The 16,316-nt window shown below is 57.9% G+C and carries 16 protein-coding genes; all 16 read left to right on the forward strand.

The window, feature by feature from the left end:
- Positions 1-12: 12 nt before the first annotated feature.
- The 16 genes from mshM to ACTG2S_RS03460 all read left to right on the forward strand — a co-directional run bounded on the left by mshM (position 13) and on the right by ACTG2S_RS03460 (position 16,258).
- Positions 13-903, forward strand: a complete 891-nt coding sequence (mshM, locus tag ACTG2S_RS03385) for an MSHA fimbrial biogenesis protein MshM (RefSeq protein WP_216947826.1) — start codon at positions 13-15, stop codon at positions 901-903.
- Positions 900-1,979 carry a tetratricopeptide repeat protein gene (locus ACTG2S_RS03390; protein WP_439981987.1) on the forward strand — a complete coding sequence of 360 codons (1,080 nt, stop codon included), beginning with the start codon at positions 900-902 and terminating at the stop codon, positions 1,977-1,979. Before mshM ends, ACTG2S_RS03390 begins: the two co-directional genes overlap by 4 nt.
- A gap of 74 nt (positions 1,980-2,053) precedes the next feature.
- Complete coding sequence (gene mshE / locus ACTG2S_RS03395; protein ID WP_005348611.1) at positions 2,054-3,763, forward strand: MSHA fimbrial ATPase MshE; 1,710 nt, start codon at positions 2,054-2,056, stop codon at positions 3,761-3,763.
- 3 nt (positions 3,764-3,766) lie between these two features.
- Positions 3,767-4,987, forward strand: a complete 1,221-nt coding sequence (locus tag ACTG2S_RS03400) for a type II secretion system F family protein (protein ID WP_439981988.1) — start codon at positions 3,767-3,769, stop codon at positions 4,985-4,987.
- A gap of 77 nt (positions 4,988-5,064) precedes the next feature.
- A complete protein-coding gene (locus tag ACTG2S_RS03405) occupies positions 5,065-5,526 on the forward strand; it encodes a hypothetical protein (protein WP_069555198.1) in 462 nt (153 codons plus the stop codon).
- A gap of 77 nt (positions 5,527-5,603) precedes the next feature.
- Positions 5,604-6,275: a prepilin-type N-terminal cleavage/methylation domain-containing protein gene (locus tag ACTG2S_RS03410; RefSeq protein WP_005348617.1), complete on the forward strand. Its 672-nt coding sequence runs from the start codon at positions 5,604-5,606 to the stop codon at positions 6,273-6,275.
- Positions 6,276-6,289: 14 nt separating this feature from the next.
- Positions 6,290-6,739 carry a prepilin-type N-terminal cleavage/methylation domain-containing protein gene (locus ACTG2S_RS03415; protein ID WP_021231582.1) on the forward strand — a complete coding sequence of 150 codons (450 nt, stop codon included), beginning with the start codon at positions 6,290-6,292 and terminating at the stop codon, positions 6,737-6,739.
- 56 nt (positions 6,740-6,795) lie between these two features.
- On the forward strand, positions 6,796-7,284 hold the full coding sequence (locus ACTG2S_RS03420) for a prepilin-type N-terminal cleavage/methylation domain-containing protein (RefSeq protein ID WP_076493522.1): 489 nt from the start codon (positions 6,796-6,798) through the stop codon (positions 7,282-7,284).
- Positions 7,271-7,930 carry a type IV pilus modification PilV family protein gene (locus ACTG2S_RS03425; protein WP_069528451.1) on the forward strand — a complete coding sequence of 220 codons (660 nt, stop codon included), beginning with the start codon at positions 7,271-7,273 and terminating at the stop codon, positions 7,928-7,930. Before ACTG2S_RS03420 ends, ACTG2S_RS03425 begins: the two co-directional genes overlap by 14 nt.
- Positions 7,930-8,826 (forward strand): PilW family protein, encoded by an 897-nt coding sequence (locus ACTG2S_RS03430; protein ID WP_236272298.1) that lies wholly within the window; start codon positions 7,930-7,932, stop codon positions 8,824-8,826. The genes ACTG2S_RS03425 and ACTG2S_RS03430 overlap by 1 nt, the downstream gene beginning before the upstream one ends.
- The gene (locus ACTG2S_RS03435) at positions 8,816-9,286 is read left to right on the forward strand and encodes an MSHA biogenesis protein MshP (RefSeq protein ID WP_439981989.1); all 471 of its coding nucleotides are present in this window, start codon (positions 8,816-8,818) and stop codon (positions 9,284-9,286) included. The genes ACTG2S_RS03430 and ACTG2S_RS03435 overlap by 11 nt, the downstream gene beginning before the upstream one ends.
- The gene (locus ACTG2S_RS03440; protein WP_439981990.1) at positions 9,286-13,005 is read left to right on the forward strand and encodes a DUF6701 domain-containing protein; all 3,720 of its coding nucleotides are present in this window, start codon (positions 9,286-9,288) and stop codon (positions 13,003-13,005) included. The genes ACTG2S_RS03435 and ACTG2S_RS03440 overlap by 1 nt, the downstream gene beginning before the upstream one ends.
- A gap of 204 nt (positions 13,006-13,209) precedes the next feature.
- Complete coding sequence (locus ACTG2S_RS03445; RefSeq protein WP_005340051.1) at positions 13,210-14,250, forward strand: rod shape-determining protein; 1,041 nt, start codon at positions 13,210-13,212, stop codon at positions 14,248-14,250.
- A gap of 42 nt (positions 14,251-14,292) precedes the next feature.
- Complete coding sequence (gene mreC / locus ACTG2S_RS03450; RefSeq protein WP_005340053.1) at positions 14,293-15,183, forward strand: rod shape-determining protein MreC; 891 nt, start codon at positions 14,293-14,295, stop codon at positions 15,181-15,183.
- A complete protein-coding gene (gene mreD, locus ACTG2S_RS03455; protein WP_005340054.1) occupies positions 15,183-15,668 on the forward strand; it encodes a rod shape-determining protein MreD in 486 nt (161 codons plus the stop codon). The genes mreC and mreD overlap by 1 nt, the downstream gene beginning before the upstream one ends.
- A gap of 2 nt (positions 15,669-15,670) precedes the next feature.
- Positions 15,671-16,258: a Maf family protein gene (locus ACTG2S_RS03460; protein ID WP_005340055.1), complete on the forward strand. Its 588-nt coding sequence runs from the start codon at positions 15,671-15,673 to the stop codon at positions 16,256-16,258.
- The last annotated feature ends 58 nt before the right edge of the window (positions 16,259-16,316 follow it).

Here is a 16,316-nt window from a genome sequence, read left to right on the forward strand (position 1 = left end):
AGGTGAGTTCTCATGTACCTGACCCACTTCGGCCTGCAGGAGGCACCGTTCAGCCTCACTCCCAATACCGGCTTCTACTACGGCTTGCCGCCTCACGAAGAGGCGCTGCAGGTGCTGAACTGGGCGCTGGCGCAGGGGGAGGGCTTTATCAAGGTGACCGGCGAGGTGGGTACCGGCAAGACCCTGCTCTGCCGCAAGCTGCTCAGCGAGCTGGGTTCGGAAGCGCGTCCGGTGCGGCTTGCCTGGTTGCCCAATCCCCACCTCACTCCGGCCGAACTGCGCATCGCGCTGGCGCTGGAGCTGGGGTTGGCTGTACGGGACCAGAGCGAGCTGGATCTGACCGATCGTATCCATCGTCACCTGATCAGTCTGCACCAGCAGGGCAGCCGGGTGGTGGTGCTGATCGACGAGGCGCAAGCGCTGCCGGACGAGACGCTGGAGGCGATCCGCCTGTTCGGCAATCTCGAGACCGAATCGAGCAAGCTGCTGCAGATCGTGCTGTTCGGCCAGCCGGAGCTGGATACCAGACTGGCCAAGCCGCATCTGCGCCAACTGCGCCAGCGGATTGGCTTCTCCTACTGCCTGCGGCCGCTGCGTTTTGACGAGACCCGCGCCTATCTGGAGCACAGATTGCAGGTCTCCGGTTACCGCGGGGCACCGTTGTTTGCAGGTCGAGCCATGCGTCTGTTGTGGCGCGCATCGCGAGGGATCCCGAGACTGATCAATATCCTGGCGCAGAAGTGCCTGATGCTGGCCTATGGTCAGGGTGTGCGTCAGGTCGATAGCCGTCTGGTCCGGCTTGCCATTCGCGATACCGACGATGCCAGCCGCTTTGCGCCACGGCGCTGGTGGCCCCTGTTACTGTTGCTGGGGTGCGCCCTGGCTTATGGAGTCTGGCCATGAGCGTCATTAACCAGATGCTGAAAGATCTGGATCAGCGTCAGCAAGGATCCGATGGAGCTGCCGTCTATATTGCCCCTGCGCGTCAGCAGGGATGGTGGATGTTGCTGCTGACCCTGATCTGCGGTCTGGCACTGGGGATCCTCGGTTGGCGAACCTGGATCTACTGGCAGCAGACCCATACCGTGACGGCTGCCAGTGAAGTGATCGCCCCCGATGTGGTGGCAAGGGCCGCCGCGCCCGTCAGCCAGCCCGAGTCGGTCGAGGTGTCGGCTGCGCTGCCGCTGCCAAGTCAGGACGAGGTGAATGATGAGGTTGGGGAGCATGACTCTGGCGATACGGCCTATGGGGCGCCCTTTGATGCCTCCAGCGATGTTGACGAGTCCGAGCCGACCGATGAAGAGCTGCAGCCCGAGCTTTACGCCGAACTGGCGGCAGAGCAGCAGGCCGTCGCCAGCACACCCCGCAAACCGAGCGTATTGAAGATCGAGACGGTGGAGCTGTCGGCCAAGGAGCTGGCGGCACTGGCGGAGCGCAAGGCGACCACCGCCATGGCCAAGGGAAGCCTGCGGGATGCGCAGGACAACTACTATCAGGTGCTGGCCCACGACCCCTACAACCAGGGGGCGCGCGAGCAGCTGGCGGGGCTGCTCTACGGCGAGGGCCGCCTGACCGAGGCGCGTCAGCTGCTGGAAGAGGGGATCCGGCTCGATCCCCAACAGGCCGATTTTCGTCTGCTGCTGGTCCGCCTTGCCATCAGCGAGGGGCAACAGCAGCAGGCGCTTGGCTGGTTGTCCGGCTACCAGCCGGATCTCGCCAGCAACATGGACTATTACGCGACTTGGGCAGGACTGACTCAGGAGCTGGGCCAGAATGCCGATGCGGCGGCGCTCTATGTGAAGCTGCTGCGCCAGCAGCCGGATCAGGGCCGCTGGTGGCTTGGCCTCGGCGTGGCCGAGGATGGTCAGGGCCACAGCCAGCGGGCGCTCGATGCCTATCGCAACGCCTTGCTGCACGGCAACCTCGGCGAGGCGTCGACCAACTGGCTGGAACAACGAGTTGGTCAACTAACCCCTTGATAAACAGCAGATTCGATTAGCTAAGCCTAATCGGATGCGGCAACGGGTGTGAAGTAACAGAGATCGGAGCAAACATGGCACAACCCAGACTGAAAATGCGCCTCGGCGACCTGCTGGTACAAGAGCAGATCATCTCTGATGATCAGCTGCAGCTTGCCCTGCAGCAGCAGCGTCAGACCGGCCGCAAGCTGGGCACCACTCTCATCGACCTCGGCTTTATCAGTGAGGTGCAGTTGTTGCAGTTCCTCGCTCGCCAGCTGGATGTGCCCTTCTTCGATCTTAACAACCTCACCATCGACGCCGCCGCGGTGCCGCTGCTGCCCGAAGTGCAGGCGCGTCGCTATCGGGCGCTGGCGGTCAACCTTACCGACGACAAGGTGACGGTGGCGATGTCGGACCCGGCGGATCTGAGCGCACTGGATGCCGTCGCCGCCCTGCTCAGCCCGCGCATCATGGTGCTGGCGGTTGCGCGGGAAGGGCAACTGCTAGAGTATTTCGACCGCCTCTATCGCCGTACCCGCGAGATTGAGAGTTTCGCCGAACAGTTGCAGGAGGAGTATCAGGACTCCGGCTTCGAGCTGGGCTCCAGCAATCTGGGGGCTAACGACGAGGGGGAGGCAACGGTGGCCAAGCTGCTGCGCTCCCTGTTCGAGGATGCGGTGCAGGTGGGGGCGTCGGATATCCACATCGAGCCGGACGAGAAAGTGCTGCGCATTCGCCAGCGGATCGACGGCATCCTCCACGAGAATATCCTCAACGAGGTGCGCATCGCCCAGGCGCTGGTGCTGCGCCTCAAGCTGGTGGCGGGGCTCGATATTTCCGAGAAGCGCTTGCCGCAGGATGGCCGTTTCAACATGAAGGTACGCGGCCGCGATGTGGATGTGCGGATGTCCACCATGCCGGTGCAGTATGGCGAGTCTGTGGTGATGCGTCTGCTGGATCAATCCTCCGGCATCCTGTCGTTGACCGAGACCGGGATGCCGCCGGAGATCCTGACCCGTTTCCGTCGCCAGCTCAAACGCCCGCACGGCATGATCCTGGTGACCGGCCCGACCGGTAGCGGCAAGACCACCACCCTCTATGGCGCCCTCTCCGAGCTCAACCAGTCCAGCAACAAGATCATCACGGTAGAAGACCCGGTGGAGTATCGTCTCTCCCGCGTCAATCAGGTGCAGGTCAACCCCAAGATCGGCCTCACCTTCTCCAACGTGCTGCGCTCCACCCTGCGTCAGGATCCGGACATCCTGCTGGTGGGTGAGATGCGGGACAACGAGACGGTAGAGATCGGTCTGCGTGGCGCCATCACAGGTCACCTGGTGCTGACCACCTTGCACACCAACGATGCGGTGACCAGTGCCTTGCGCCTTATCGACATGGGGGCGCCCGGCTATCTGGTGGCGAGCGCCCTGCGGGCGGTGGTCGCCCAGCGGCTGGTGCGGCGGGTATGTGAGCACTGCGTCGAGGAGAAGGCGCCCGACGAAGGGCAGGCCACCTGGCTCACGGTGCTCTCCGGCGAGGCGCCTGGCCAGCACACCTATCACAAGGGCCGGGGTTGCCAGAGCTGCAACTTTACCGGTTATTCCGGCCGGATCGGGGTCTACGAGCTGCTGGAGCTGGATCAGCCGATGATGGATGCCCTGCGCCGCAACGATGCGGAAGGGTTCGCCAAGGCGGCCCGTCAACACGAACACTACCGGCCGCTGGCCCTCACTGCACTCGATTATGCCCGTCAGGGGATCACCTCGGTGGACGAGGTGCTGCGACTGGCCGAGGATTTGGGGTAAGCGATGGCTAACTTTGCCTACAAGGGGCGTGACAGCCAGGGCAACGCCACCAGTGGCGTGGTCGAAGCGGCCAACGAGATGGCTGCCGCCGAACAGCTGATGCGCCGTGGCGTGATGCCCACCGAGCTCAAACCGGGCAAGGCCAAATCCGCTGCCATCGACTGGTCACTGTTGCTGGAAGGGGGCGTCAAGCTGGATGAGCTGGTGATCTTCAGCCGCCAGATGTATGCCCTGACCCGGGCGGGGATCCCGATCCTGCGTGCCATCGCCGGGCTGGAGGAGAGCACTCACAGCAAGCCGCTCAAGCGGGCGCTTCACTCGCTGGGGGAAGATCTCGGCAACGGTCGCCCGCTGTCGAGCTCGATGCAGGGGCACCCCAAGGTATTCAGCAGCCTGTTCGTCGCCATCATCCATGTGGGTGAGAACACAGGTCAGCTGGAAGAGTCCTTTTTGCAGCTCGCCAACTATTTCGAGCTGGAGCTGGAGACTCGCAAGCGGATCAAGACCGCCATGCGCTACCCCAGCTTCGTGATGATCGCCATCGGTATCGCCATGGTGATCCTCAATATCATGGTGATCCCGGTGTTTGCCGGCATGTTCGCCAAATTCGGGGTGGAATTGCCGCTGGCTACCCGCATTCTGCTCGCCACCTCGCACTTTTTTGTCAACTATTGGTGGTTGCTGCTCGCCATTCTGGCTGGGATGGTGTTCGGTTGGCGCCGCTGGGTCGCCACCACCAAGGGTAAGCTGACCTGGCACCGCTGGCAGCTCAAGTTGCCGATCGTCGGCACCATCATAGAGCGCTCCCTGCTGGCCCGTTTTGCCCGCAGTTTTTCCATGATGCTCAAAGCCGGGGTGCCGCTGAACACGGCGCTGACCCTGGTGGCCGATGCAGTAGATAACGCTTATATGGCGGGGCGGGTACGGGATATGCGCGCTGGTATCGAGCGGGGCGAGAGCCTGCTTCGCACAGCCAGCAGCAGCGGCCTGTTTACCCCGCTGGTGATGCAGATGATCGCCGTGGGGGAGGAGACAGGTCAGGTCGATGACCTGCTGCACGAAGCGGCCGAGTATTACGAGCGGGAGGTGGATTATGACCTCAAGAGTCTCACCGCCCGCATCGAGCCGATCCTGATCGGGATCGTAGCAGTAATGGTGTTGATCCTGGCGCTGGGTATCTTCACCCCCATGTGGGACATGATGCGCGCTGTTCGCGGCAAGTAACTCGGCATCTTCACGCTTGAATGGTGGGACATGATGAGAGCCGTAAGAGGCAAGTGATCGGTGGAGTCGAGGGCTGGATGAGCAGACAGACGCAGCAAGATGATCGCTGGCTGACCGGATATCGGCGGATCGCCGTGATCATCCTGCTGATGGTGATTGTGGCGACCCTGGTGCGTAGCTATCAGGGCCACCGGGAAGAGGCGCAGCAGCTCACCCTCACTTTGCTGGGGGAGCAATTTGCCGAGCGGGCACAGCGTTTGCACGGCATTTGGCTCGATGAGCGGCGCCCGCAGACACTGCATGTCGCCGGCAAGGGGTGGCAGTTTGATGCCCGAGGCTGGCCCCTGGGGCTGGTGCCGCTGCAATCTCCTTCGGAAAATTGCCGTCAGTTGTGGCTGGCACTGATGGGTGAGACGAAGGGGGGCGTGCCTCCCCTGCAGGTTCTGGCCCTCCCCGATGGCAGTGGTTGCGAGATGGGGTGGGATGGTTATTGGCTGGTTTATCAGTTTTCTGACGGGCGGGTGATGAAAAAGCCTTGAATGAAACTAATCATATGACCCAACTACATGATTTTTTTGGGCCTGCATGAAATAATGTGGGGCATTACGGAGGGAGCATGACAATGAAACCAATGGCACCAACAATGCCGGAAAACGGGATGAGAAGACGGTCTGCCGGCTTTTCCCTCATTGAGCTGGTGATCGTTATCGTGATCCTGGGGATCCTGGCGGTGACTGCACTGCCGCGCTTTCTCGATGTGACAGATGAAGCGAAAAAGGCCAGCGTCGAGGGAGTCTCCGGCGGTTTTGCTACCGGCGTTTCGCTGGTGCGTGCTCAATGGGAGGCGGAAGGTCGCGCCAAACAGGACAGCCTCAATACCGTGCTCTATGACGGCAGCCGCTTCTATCTGACCACTCCGACCGATACCCAGATCAGCAACGGAGAGCTGTCGCCCGGCTATCCCATGGATACCGTTGCAAGCGGTAATCCCGATGTGGATCCGGCCAATCTGACCGCCGAACGTTGTCTCAATATTTGGGAGGGGTTACTGCAAAACCCGCCCAAGGCTACGGCCAGCTTCAATGAAGTGCGCGGTAGCGGCAATGACCTGAAATACTATGCCACAGTGAGCAGTAATGGACTGGATTCGGTCTGCCGTTACTATCTGGTCAATAGTTTGAGTAAGGGCAGTGATGGCAAGTATCAGGATCCGCAAGGCAAGACTGATGCATTTATGAGTTTCAGTTACCGCCCGGCGTCCGGTCAGGTGACCACAAATATTAATTAACAGAGGAAAGTGAAATGAAAAAACAGGCGGGTTTTACCCTGATCGAACTGGTTATCGTGATCATCATTCTGGGTATTCTGGCGGTTACCGCTGCACCCAAGTTCCTGAATCTGCAGGATGATGCACGTTATTCTGCCGCTCAAGGCGTGCAGGCTGCACTACAGAGCAGTTCTCAAATGATCTATAGCAAGGCTGCTATTGCTGGTCTGGAGAATACAGCTTCAGGAGCAACCGTATCTGTGGCAATCAGCACTACAGATACTGTGAAAACTAACTATGGCTATCCAGTAACAGATGAAGTTGCCAAAACCGTAACTTTGGATGGATGGTCAGAAGTATCTGGCAGCAAAGGCACCTTCCGTGCAGCAAGTGCACAAGATGACAAGTGTGACGTTACTTACGCTAATACTTTGACCAGCAATACCAATCGACCAACGATTTCTATCAACACTGCGTGTAATTGATTGATGTCTGAGCGAGGCTTCGGCCTCGCTTTCTCTTTTCCCTGATGAGAAAACCCATGCCTGCAACCAAGGGCTTTACCCTGATTGAACTGGTACTGGTGATCCTGTTACTCGGGATTCTGGCCGCCTTTGCCGTGCCAAAATGGCTGGGCAAAGGCGGCTTTGAAACTCAAACCGTGCGTGACGAGCTGCTTACCCGGCTGCGGCTGGTACAGACCGTCAATATGCACGAACCGGCCAATCGTTGTACCTCACTGCGGGTTGACGAGGGCCAGTTTGGCCACAGCACGCTCTCCCCTTGTGGCGATCCTGCGGTTATATCGAGCTGGAACGCTAATCAGCTCACCCGTGGCCGTCCGGTGACCCTGTCAGCCGGGATCTCCCTCTCCTCGAACAAGGGCACGCCTCCTTTTGTTATCCGCTTTGATCAGATGGGCCGCCCGCTCGGTAGCTGCGCCGGTGGCTGCGAGCTGCAAGTCACAGATGGCCGCGAAACCAGCCCCATCAAGATTGAATCCGAGGGGTTTATCCATGAGATCCCTTAAGCTCGGTTTTACCCTGATTGAGCTGATCGTTGGCATAGTGCTGCTGGCGGTGGCCTTGACCGGCATTCTTGGGTTGCTCATTAATCAGGCACCTCAGGCGGTGGATCCGGTGCAGCAGGTGCGTGCCGCCCAGCTGGCCCAGCGGCTGGCCAGCGAGATCTTGCAAAAGTCGTTTGATGAAAAGTCGGATCATAATGGTGGTCGTTATCGTTGTGGCGAGACCTTCAATGGCCAATTTTATGGGGATTGCAGTTGCCCTGTCGGTGTGACCTGTACCCAGAATCCTCCTGCTCCGGCGATTGCGGGTTGGCAGCCCAGCCAGTATGGCCCGGATGGTGGTGAACGGGAGCCCTATACCTTTAATGATGTGGATGATTATCAGACCAGCGTCATTTGTGCCAAGGGATGGGCTGAGGTTAACTGCTTGAACAGTGACTGGATTGAGGCGGCATTCTTTACTCAAGCCGATTCCAAGGTCGCAAGCGATGAGTATCGCAACTACCAGGTCAGGATCGCCGTGACGCCGGATGACCTGTTTGGCAGCCCGGGTCTTAAGGCAGAGTCTATCGGCAAGCGAGTTCTGTTGCAGGTGAAGCTGCCGGATGGGAGTGTGCTCGACTTCTCCTTCTATCGGGGGAACTACTGATGGAACGCTCCTGCTTGTCTGTCCGAATGTCTGCTCCTGCTGCTACTTCCGACGTCCGATTACGCCTGGCTGCTAATCGAACCTACCGCAAGCCTCGGGGTAACAGTGGCTTTACTCTGGTCGAGCTGGTGATGGTCATCCTGTTGCTCGGGATTATGGCGACCTTTACCAGCCAGTTTATCGGAATCGGCACCCAGATTTATGGCGATGCCAGTAGCCGTGAACAGTTGATGAGTGATGCCCGTTTCGCCATGGAGCGGCTTAACCGCGAACTGCGCGATGCGGTGCCGGGATCGGAGCGCATTGAAGATCAGAATGGTAATTGGCTGGACCAAGGCCCCTGTCTGCGGTTTTGGCCCATCAGCAACTCGGGGCGCTATCTTGCCCTCAATCGCCCGTCTGGCGCCTCGTCCACACTTGAGCTGGTCATGGTTGCGCCTCCTGTTGCAGTTGAGCCGGTAAACGACTGGTTAGTGGTGTTTCCCCAACCCGTTTCCAGCGGTACGCAGTCGATACGGGACCGCTGTGATTATGGTCGTTGCGTGGCGCAAGTTGAGGCTGTGGGTCCGGTGATCTCTGGAGCCCAATCAATCGGGTATAGCGGTGCGCTGCTGGATGGTACATCTCCCGGCATGAGAGTGTATTTTGCTCGCGAGCAGGTGCGTTACTGCGTATCTGGAGGGGCGCTATACCGAACCAGTGCAGGGATCAGTGCCGCTGGCAGCACCTTACCGCTAGGAGTCCTGATGGCCGAGTCACTTCGGCCTGGCAATGTCTTCTATCGTGAAACCTCGGCGTTTAACGCCGAAGGGGAGTTTGGCATGCGCTTTGTCTTCGAGCGCAAGGGGGAGTCGGTCACCTTCAACCACAAGATAGAGGTGTTCAATGTGCCCTGATCCACAGGCTTTCGGACGGATGCGAGGCAGCGCCTTGATGATCGCCCTGTTTGTGATTGTGGTGATGGCACTGCTGGCGGCTGCCATGGGCCGTTTTTTGGTCGATAGCGGCGAGAAAAATACGGTGGAGGTGCGCAGCGTGCGTGCCCTGCTGGCCGCCCAGAGCGGGCTGGAGATTGCCCTGTATCAGCTTTTTCCCAACCGACCGACCGCGCCACCTTCGGATCGATGCAGCTTGGTGCAGGAGGGGGGGCGTCAGTTTAGCAATCCTGGCTTGGTAGGCTGCAAGGTGGAGGTCATTTGCCAGGAGGTATCGGTGACCTATAACAACCAGAGCAGCACGGGCTATCGTCTCGAGAGTGTCGGAACCTGTGGTAGCTCCGACCTTAACAGTGCCAACCCTGATTTTGCCGTGAGCCGAACCCTGATGGTCGAAGCTTATGATGGAGGAACTCCCTGATGCGCAATTTATGGATCGTCGCAGCCGTGTGGCTATTTAGTGGCGCAGCAGGGGCGTTTCAGGTGATTGATACTGCAACCTATTTCCCTGCGGTAACTCAGGGTCATCGTGGGGACACGACCGATAGCTGTGCAGCCCTTAGTAATCCGGCATTAACTATGTATGGCTCCGCCAAGGTGAACGGTACTGCAGGGGCTGCACTCAATTACTGTGCCTCAACTCAAGGCTCCGGGATGCCGTTGGACGCGTGTGACAACGCAGATGGCTCTCGCCGCTTGTGTACTATTACCCGCAATACAATTCGTGGGTTATCTATTACCGGCGGCAATATCTTTTTATCAAGTAGTGGTTCAAGTGGGAATTTTACACAGTGCCAAGCTGGGCAGCAGTTGAGTGTCGGGAGTGCAACCTCAAACCAATTTAATTCCATCGCATTGAATACCAGCTGTTCGTTAAGTTTCTCCAGTGCTGCTACAGAATATCGGATCAAGTCGCTGGCATTGAACAATGGTGCCAAAGTGATTTTTTCATCTGGTGATTACTGGATTGAATCATTAACGATGAATCAGGGGACAGAAATTCAGATCCAGGGTGAAGTTCGTATTTTTGTCAAAAATAATCTTGAGCTGAATGATGCTATATTGAACGCCTCTGGTGAGGGTTCTCTACTGTTATTTGGTTATGGTGGGATTACTCTGAATGGCGGTAGTCAAATAAATGGTTACGTGTATTCCGATCAAAAATTGACGCTTAACAATTCAGCCATCATTCGTGGTCGTACGACAAGCCGTAGCCTGAATATGACGGATAATTCGGTAATCAATGATCAGACATTCACTCCCATACTTGGGTGTTTTTCAGATAATTTTCCTGGAACTGTGTTGAGTGACAAGTGGGTTGTCAAACGGACTTCTGGTACTTTTGACCCGAAGATTGTCAGCGGCCGATTACGGATGACTGAAGCGAGTGGTAACCAAGCTACCTCAGCGACTTATCAACGTTTATTCCCGGCTGCAAACAATTTGGTTGAAGTAACCTTTCGTTATTACGCATGGTCACCCAATTGGTGGAATACCGGGGGGGATGGATTAGCGGTGATTCTTTCTGATGCGACAGTAACCCCGCAGCCAGGTAGTTTTGGCGGTGCCCTTGGTTATGCCCAGCGTAATAATGGAACGTCCGGTTTTGCCGGTGGTTGGCTTGGCGTCGGGCTTGACGAATATGGCAACTTTTCCAACGGTAATGAAGGGAAAGTTGGTGGCCCAGGATTCCGTGCTCAAGCAATTGCGATTCGGGGGGGCGTCGGTTCAAGTTATCGCTATTTGGCAGGCACGGCAGCCAATCTTAATCCCAAGATTGATGTAAGTGGCACCAGTTCCGCCCAGCCCGGCCATCTATATCGGTTAAGGATTGATTCACGTGTGGCTGGCCGCTCCATGGTCTCGCTGGATAGAAATACTGGCTCCGGATTTAGTACCCTGGTTGCGCCATTCGATGCGATGGCGACCGCTGGGCAGGAGCAGGTTCCTGCAGATTTTTTGCTGTCGCTTACAGGGTCAACCGGAGGTGCCAACAATAACCATGAGCTGGATGATATCCAGATCTGTGCCCTGCGCTCCAACCCGATCGGGGTGCAGATTGATCATTTCCAACTTGATCACTCCGGTCAGCCACTGACATGCAACCCCGAGACGGTGACGGTCAAGGCGTGCGCCGATGCCGCTTGTACCACGCTTATCACGGACCCGGTTACTGCAACCCTGAGTCTTACCCCTACTTCTGCCAGCAATGGTTGGATTGGCGGCAATACGGTGACCTTTAGCGGCGGTTCGACCACGGTGCAGTTGCGCAACAATACGCCGACCGCGGTGACCATAGGCGTTTCCGGTTCGACTCCGACGACCAAGCCATTCAGTACCACCTTGTGCAAGGCCGGGGCCGGTACGCCCAGTGCGGCAGCCTGTACCCTGAACTTTGCCGATAGCGGCTTCTTCTTTGATGTGCCTGATACTTATTCCAACCAGCCTCAGGATGTGACTATCAGTGCGGTCAAAAAAGACGACATTACCAAGCAATGTGTGCCCGGATTTACCGGCGTGAGGTCTGTCGGCTTTTGGGGAACGTACAACAATCCAAATACCAATAGCTTTGGTAGCAAGATCTCCATCGATGGCAACACCATTGCAACTTATGCCGGCAGTGTTTCTTCACCAACACCAACCACCCTCGACCTGACTTTTGATAATCAGGGTAAAGCGACCTTGAAAAAAGTGACCTACCCGGATGCGGGTCAGATGAAGCTTTCAGCCAGTCATAATGGCAGTGGTGAGACGGCGGGTCTGGTGATGACGGGGTCCGACACGTTTGTGGCACGTCCTGTCGGCTTGTGTATAACCCCTCCGCAAGGGGTCTGCGCGGCAGGTGATAGCAGTTGTCCGGTATTCAAAAAAGCAGGGGAAACGTTCCAGGTGGATATCAAGGCGATGGCCTGGGAGTCGGCCAATGATGGGGATATCTGCGCTGGGAACCTGACTACGCCTAACTTTGCTTTGACTAACATCGCTCTTGCTACTCAACTGGTTGCCCCGATTCCCGGGCAAAATGCGCAGGTCGGTACAGCGAGCTATAACCACTCTAATGGGATGGGCATCAACAATATCAATAAGGTCACCCAGTCAGTCAGCGAGGTGGGTGTGTTCCGGATGACGGCGACGCCACCAGCCAATGGCTACTTCAATTACACCATCCCATCAGCCCAGAGCCAGCCGGTGGGGCGTTTTATTCCTGCCGACTTCAATCTGGTGAGCGGCGACATAGTGCCGGCTTGCAATGCGTTCTCCTATATGGGGCAACCCTTTGGTGTCATGCTGGATGTGCTGGCTCGTAATACGACGGGTGTACAGACCCGAAACTATACAGGGCCCTTTGCCAAGGGCGAAGCCTATCTCTCGGTTGCCAATGATAAGGATGGTAAATCCCTGTCGAGCCGCTTGCGCAGTCTGCAGCCGCTGCCATGGCTCGATGGCCGTGCGGCCTTGACTACCGGTAGCAGTGAGTTTGTGCGCCTCTCTGGCACGCAACCGGATGGTCCCTACAAGTCTTTGTTGTTTGGTCTGTATATGAGGGATAACGATGGCGACAGAACGCTGATTGCCAGCCCGAATTTCAATGATGCCGTGGTAGGTAACTGCAGTGGCAGCGGCTGTAATGCCCGTCAGATAGACAGTGTGCCTATGAAAGCCTATTTTGGCCGCCTGCAGGCTGGTACGGCGGCCGGCCTGGCCTCGGCGCCGCTGGCCATTCCACTGCAGATACAATATTACGAAGGGGGCAACTGGCTGCAAAACAAGGAAGATCAATGTACCCAGCTCTCTTTGGCCAATCAGGGGTTCACTTTCCTCAATCCGAGTCACACCTTTGATGCGGCGACTCGCGAGCTGAATCTGGGGGCGGGTCGCAAGATCAAGCTGGGGTTGGGTAGTTCTGCACCGGGTGGGGATGCTGCACTGGCGAAAGACGGAGAGATCCTGTTCCACTTTGCCAAGCCGGACATCTCGGTGCGCATTCCCTACAAGGTCGATTTGGCAAAACAGCCATCATCGCCACTCTGGTTGTCTGACCCAACGAGTGCCAATGACGGCAACCTGCAAGGTGAGGCCATTTTCGGCTCCAGCCGGGGTAATGACAGAATTATTTATCGGCGCGAAGTATTGCAGTAATTGATGTGTAAGGGGGGTTGGCTCAACAGCATCCCCCTAAATCCTTGTTTATTAGTGTTTGCAAGCGTGTGCGAGTGAGTGATGACTCGCATTTTTGTCGCGCCTGATTGATTGGCGACAGTTTGAGCGCTTGCCCATTGGGGTGGGCATTGGTAAAGTTAGCCGGTTTTCTGCACCTCCAAATTCTTAGGATTTCCCGTAGCCATGTTCAAAAAGCTCAGAGGCGTCTTTTCCAACGATCTGTCGATCGATTTGGGAACTGCCAACACCCTGATCTATGTAAAAGATCAAGGGATCGTCCTTAACGAACCCTCAGTTGTCGCCATTCGCCAAGAGCGCGGGAACGCCAAATCGGTCGCTGCTGTCGGTCATGCCGCCAAGCAGATGCTGGGCCGTACCCCGGGCAACATTTCCGCAATCCGCCCGATGAAAGATGGCGTGATCGCCGATTTCTACGTGACCGAGAAGATGCTGCAGCACTTCATCAAACAGGTTCACGACAACAACTATTTCCGCCCCAGCCCGCGCGTGCTGGTGTGTGTACCGTGCGGTTCAACCCAGGTTGAGCGTCGCGCCATCAAGGAGTCCGCACTGGGCGCCGGTGCCCGTGAGGTCTACCTGATCGACGAGCCTATGGCTGCTGCCATCGGTGCCGGCCTGCCGGTATCCGAAGCGACCGGTTCCATGGTGGTTGATATCGGTGGTGGTACCACTGAAGTGGCCATCATCTCCCTGAACGGTGTGGTCTACTCCCAGTCAGTCCGTATCGGTGGCGACAAGTTTGACGAAGCGATCATCAGCTACGTCCGTCGCAACTACGGCAGCCTGATCGGTGAAGCGACTGCCGAGCGCATCAAGCACGAGATCGGCTCCGCCTATCCGGGCGAAGAGGTGCGCGAGATTGAAGTCCGTGGTCGCAACCTGGCTGAAGGTGTACCGCGCAGCTTCACTCTCAACTCCAACGAGATTCTGGAAGCGCTGCAAGAGCCGCTGTCCGGTATCGTGGCTGCCGTTATGGTGGCGCTGGAGCAGTCTCCGCCGGAACTGGCTTCCGACATCTCCGAGCGCGGCATGGTGCTGACCGGTGGTGGCGCACTGCTGAAAGATATCGACCGTCTGCTGATGGAAGAGACCGGCATTCCTGTCGTCGTGGCCGAAGATCCCCTCACCTGTGTGGCCCGTGGCGGCGGCAAGGCGCTGGAGCTGATCGATATGCACGGTGGCGATCTGTTCCACTACGAATAAGACCCAAAGCCGGCCAGCGTGCCGGCTCTTTTTTGACGACCCATGAAACCCATTTTTGGTAGAGGCCCTTCGCTTCAGTTACGGTTGTTTCTCGCCGTCATCATCTCCATCGCTGCCATCGTCGCGGATTCCCGCTTCGGTGTGTTTACCCATGTCCGCGTCTACCTCAGTTCGTTAGTCAGTCCCCTGCAATACATGGCCAATGCGCCGGGTACCCTGCTCGACACCATGTCGACCCAGGTGCAGACCCGCGCCGATCTCATCGAGCAGACCAAACAGCAGGAGCAACAGCTGTTTACCCTGCGTGCCCGTCTGCTCAAAATGGATCAGCTGGAACACGAGAACCAGCGGCTGCGTGAGCTGCTGGGTTCGCCGGTGCACAAGGAGTCCCGCAAGATGGTGGCCGAGCTGCTGTCGGTGGATTCCGACCCCTTCAGCCATCAGGTGCTGATCAACAAGGGGGCGCTGGATGGCGTCTACAACGGTCAGGCGGTGATCAACGATCAGGGGGTGATTGGTCAGGTGCTCCACGTGGGCTCCACCACCAGTCGCGTGCTGCTGATCACCGACTCCAGCCATGGCATTCCGGTGCGGGTGCTGCGCAACGACTTGCGCGCCATTGCCTCCGGCAGTGGCGAGCTCGACAAGCTTGAGCTGCGCAACCTGCCACGCAACACTGATATTCAGGTGGGTGACCTGCTGGTCACCTCGGGTCTGGGTGGCCGCTTCCCGGAAGGTTATCCGGTGGCGACTGTGACCCGCTCCGAGTATGTGGAAGGCAAGCCCTTCGCTCAGGTCGAGGCCAAGCCGCTGGTGGAGCTGGACAGACTGCGCTATCTGCTGCTGCTGTGGACCGACAAGAAGCCTGAAGTACATGATGAGGATGGCGAACGGGCGGCTCCCGCTGCGTCCGCCGCAGGAGCCACTCGCTGATGCTAGAACCCGCCAGCGGCAGGATCTGGATCTGGATCTCGATCCTGCTGGCCTTGAGCCTGTCGATCCTGCCGCTTCCTTTCGAATTTGACCCCTTCCGCCCGGACTGGCTGGCCATGGTGCTCATCTACTGGGCACTGGCCTTGCCGCACCGGACCAACGTCGGCACCGCCTGGGTGGCGGGCCTGCTGCTGGATGTGCTGCTTGGCAGCACCCTCGGCGTGCGGGCGATGGCGATGGCCATCACCACCTATCTGGCGGCCTTCCAGTTCCAGAAGATCCGCAACTTCTCCCTCTGGCAGCAGGCACTGATCATCGGTGGCCTCTCGCTGGTGGGTAAAATGACGGTATTCTGGGCCGAGCATCTGTTCAGCCAGGCCAGTCTCAACTTCTCCTACTTTTGGTCGACGTTGACGACGATGCTAATATGGCCCTGGGTGTTTCTGGTGCTGCGCAAGGTGCGACGCCGCTTCAATATCAGGTAAATATGAACAAAAACAACGAACCACAACTCTATCTCGCCTCGGCTTCTCCCCGTCGCCGTGAGCTGCTGACCCAGATTGGCTACCGCTTCGAGGTGCTGAAACTGGATGTGCCCGAGCAGCGGGAAGAGGGTGAAAAGGCGCAGGATTACGTCTGCCGTCTCGCCCGTGACAAGGCGATGGCTGGCGTGGCGTGTGCGCCGACGGCGTTGCCGGTGCTGGGTGCCGACACCATAGTGGTGCTGGGCGACCGGGTACTGGAGAAACCGTCCGATCTGCTGGATGCCAAAGATATGCTGGAGTCCCTCTCCGGCAAGGTGCATCAGGTGATGACGGCGGTAGCGCTGGCCAGCAAGGATCGTTGTGACGTGCGTCTGGTCACCACCAACGTGGCGTTTCGCAAGCTGGACGAGGCCGAGATCGAGGCCTACTGGCAGACCGGTGAGCCCTGTGACAAGGCCGGGGCTTATGGCATTCAGGGTATTGCCGGCAAGTTTGTCAGCCGCATCGAAGGGAGCTATAGCGCCGTGGTCGGCCTGCCCCTGCTGGAGACAGACCTGCTGATCAAGCATCATCTGGAACAGCTCAAATAATTTCCCGTCAGCTGTGCTCTGCTGCGTTTCTCCCTTGCGCGCGTTGTACCGGATTGGC

Origin of the sequence: Aeromonas sp. 82P, from assembly GCF_051919365.1 — a bacterium.
GTDB classification, from domain to species: domain Bacteria; phylum Pseudomonadota; class Gammaproteobacteria; order Enterobacterales; family Aeromonadaceae; genus Aeromonas; species Aeromonas veronii.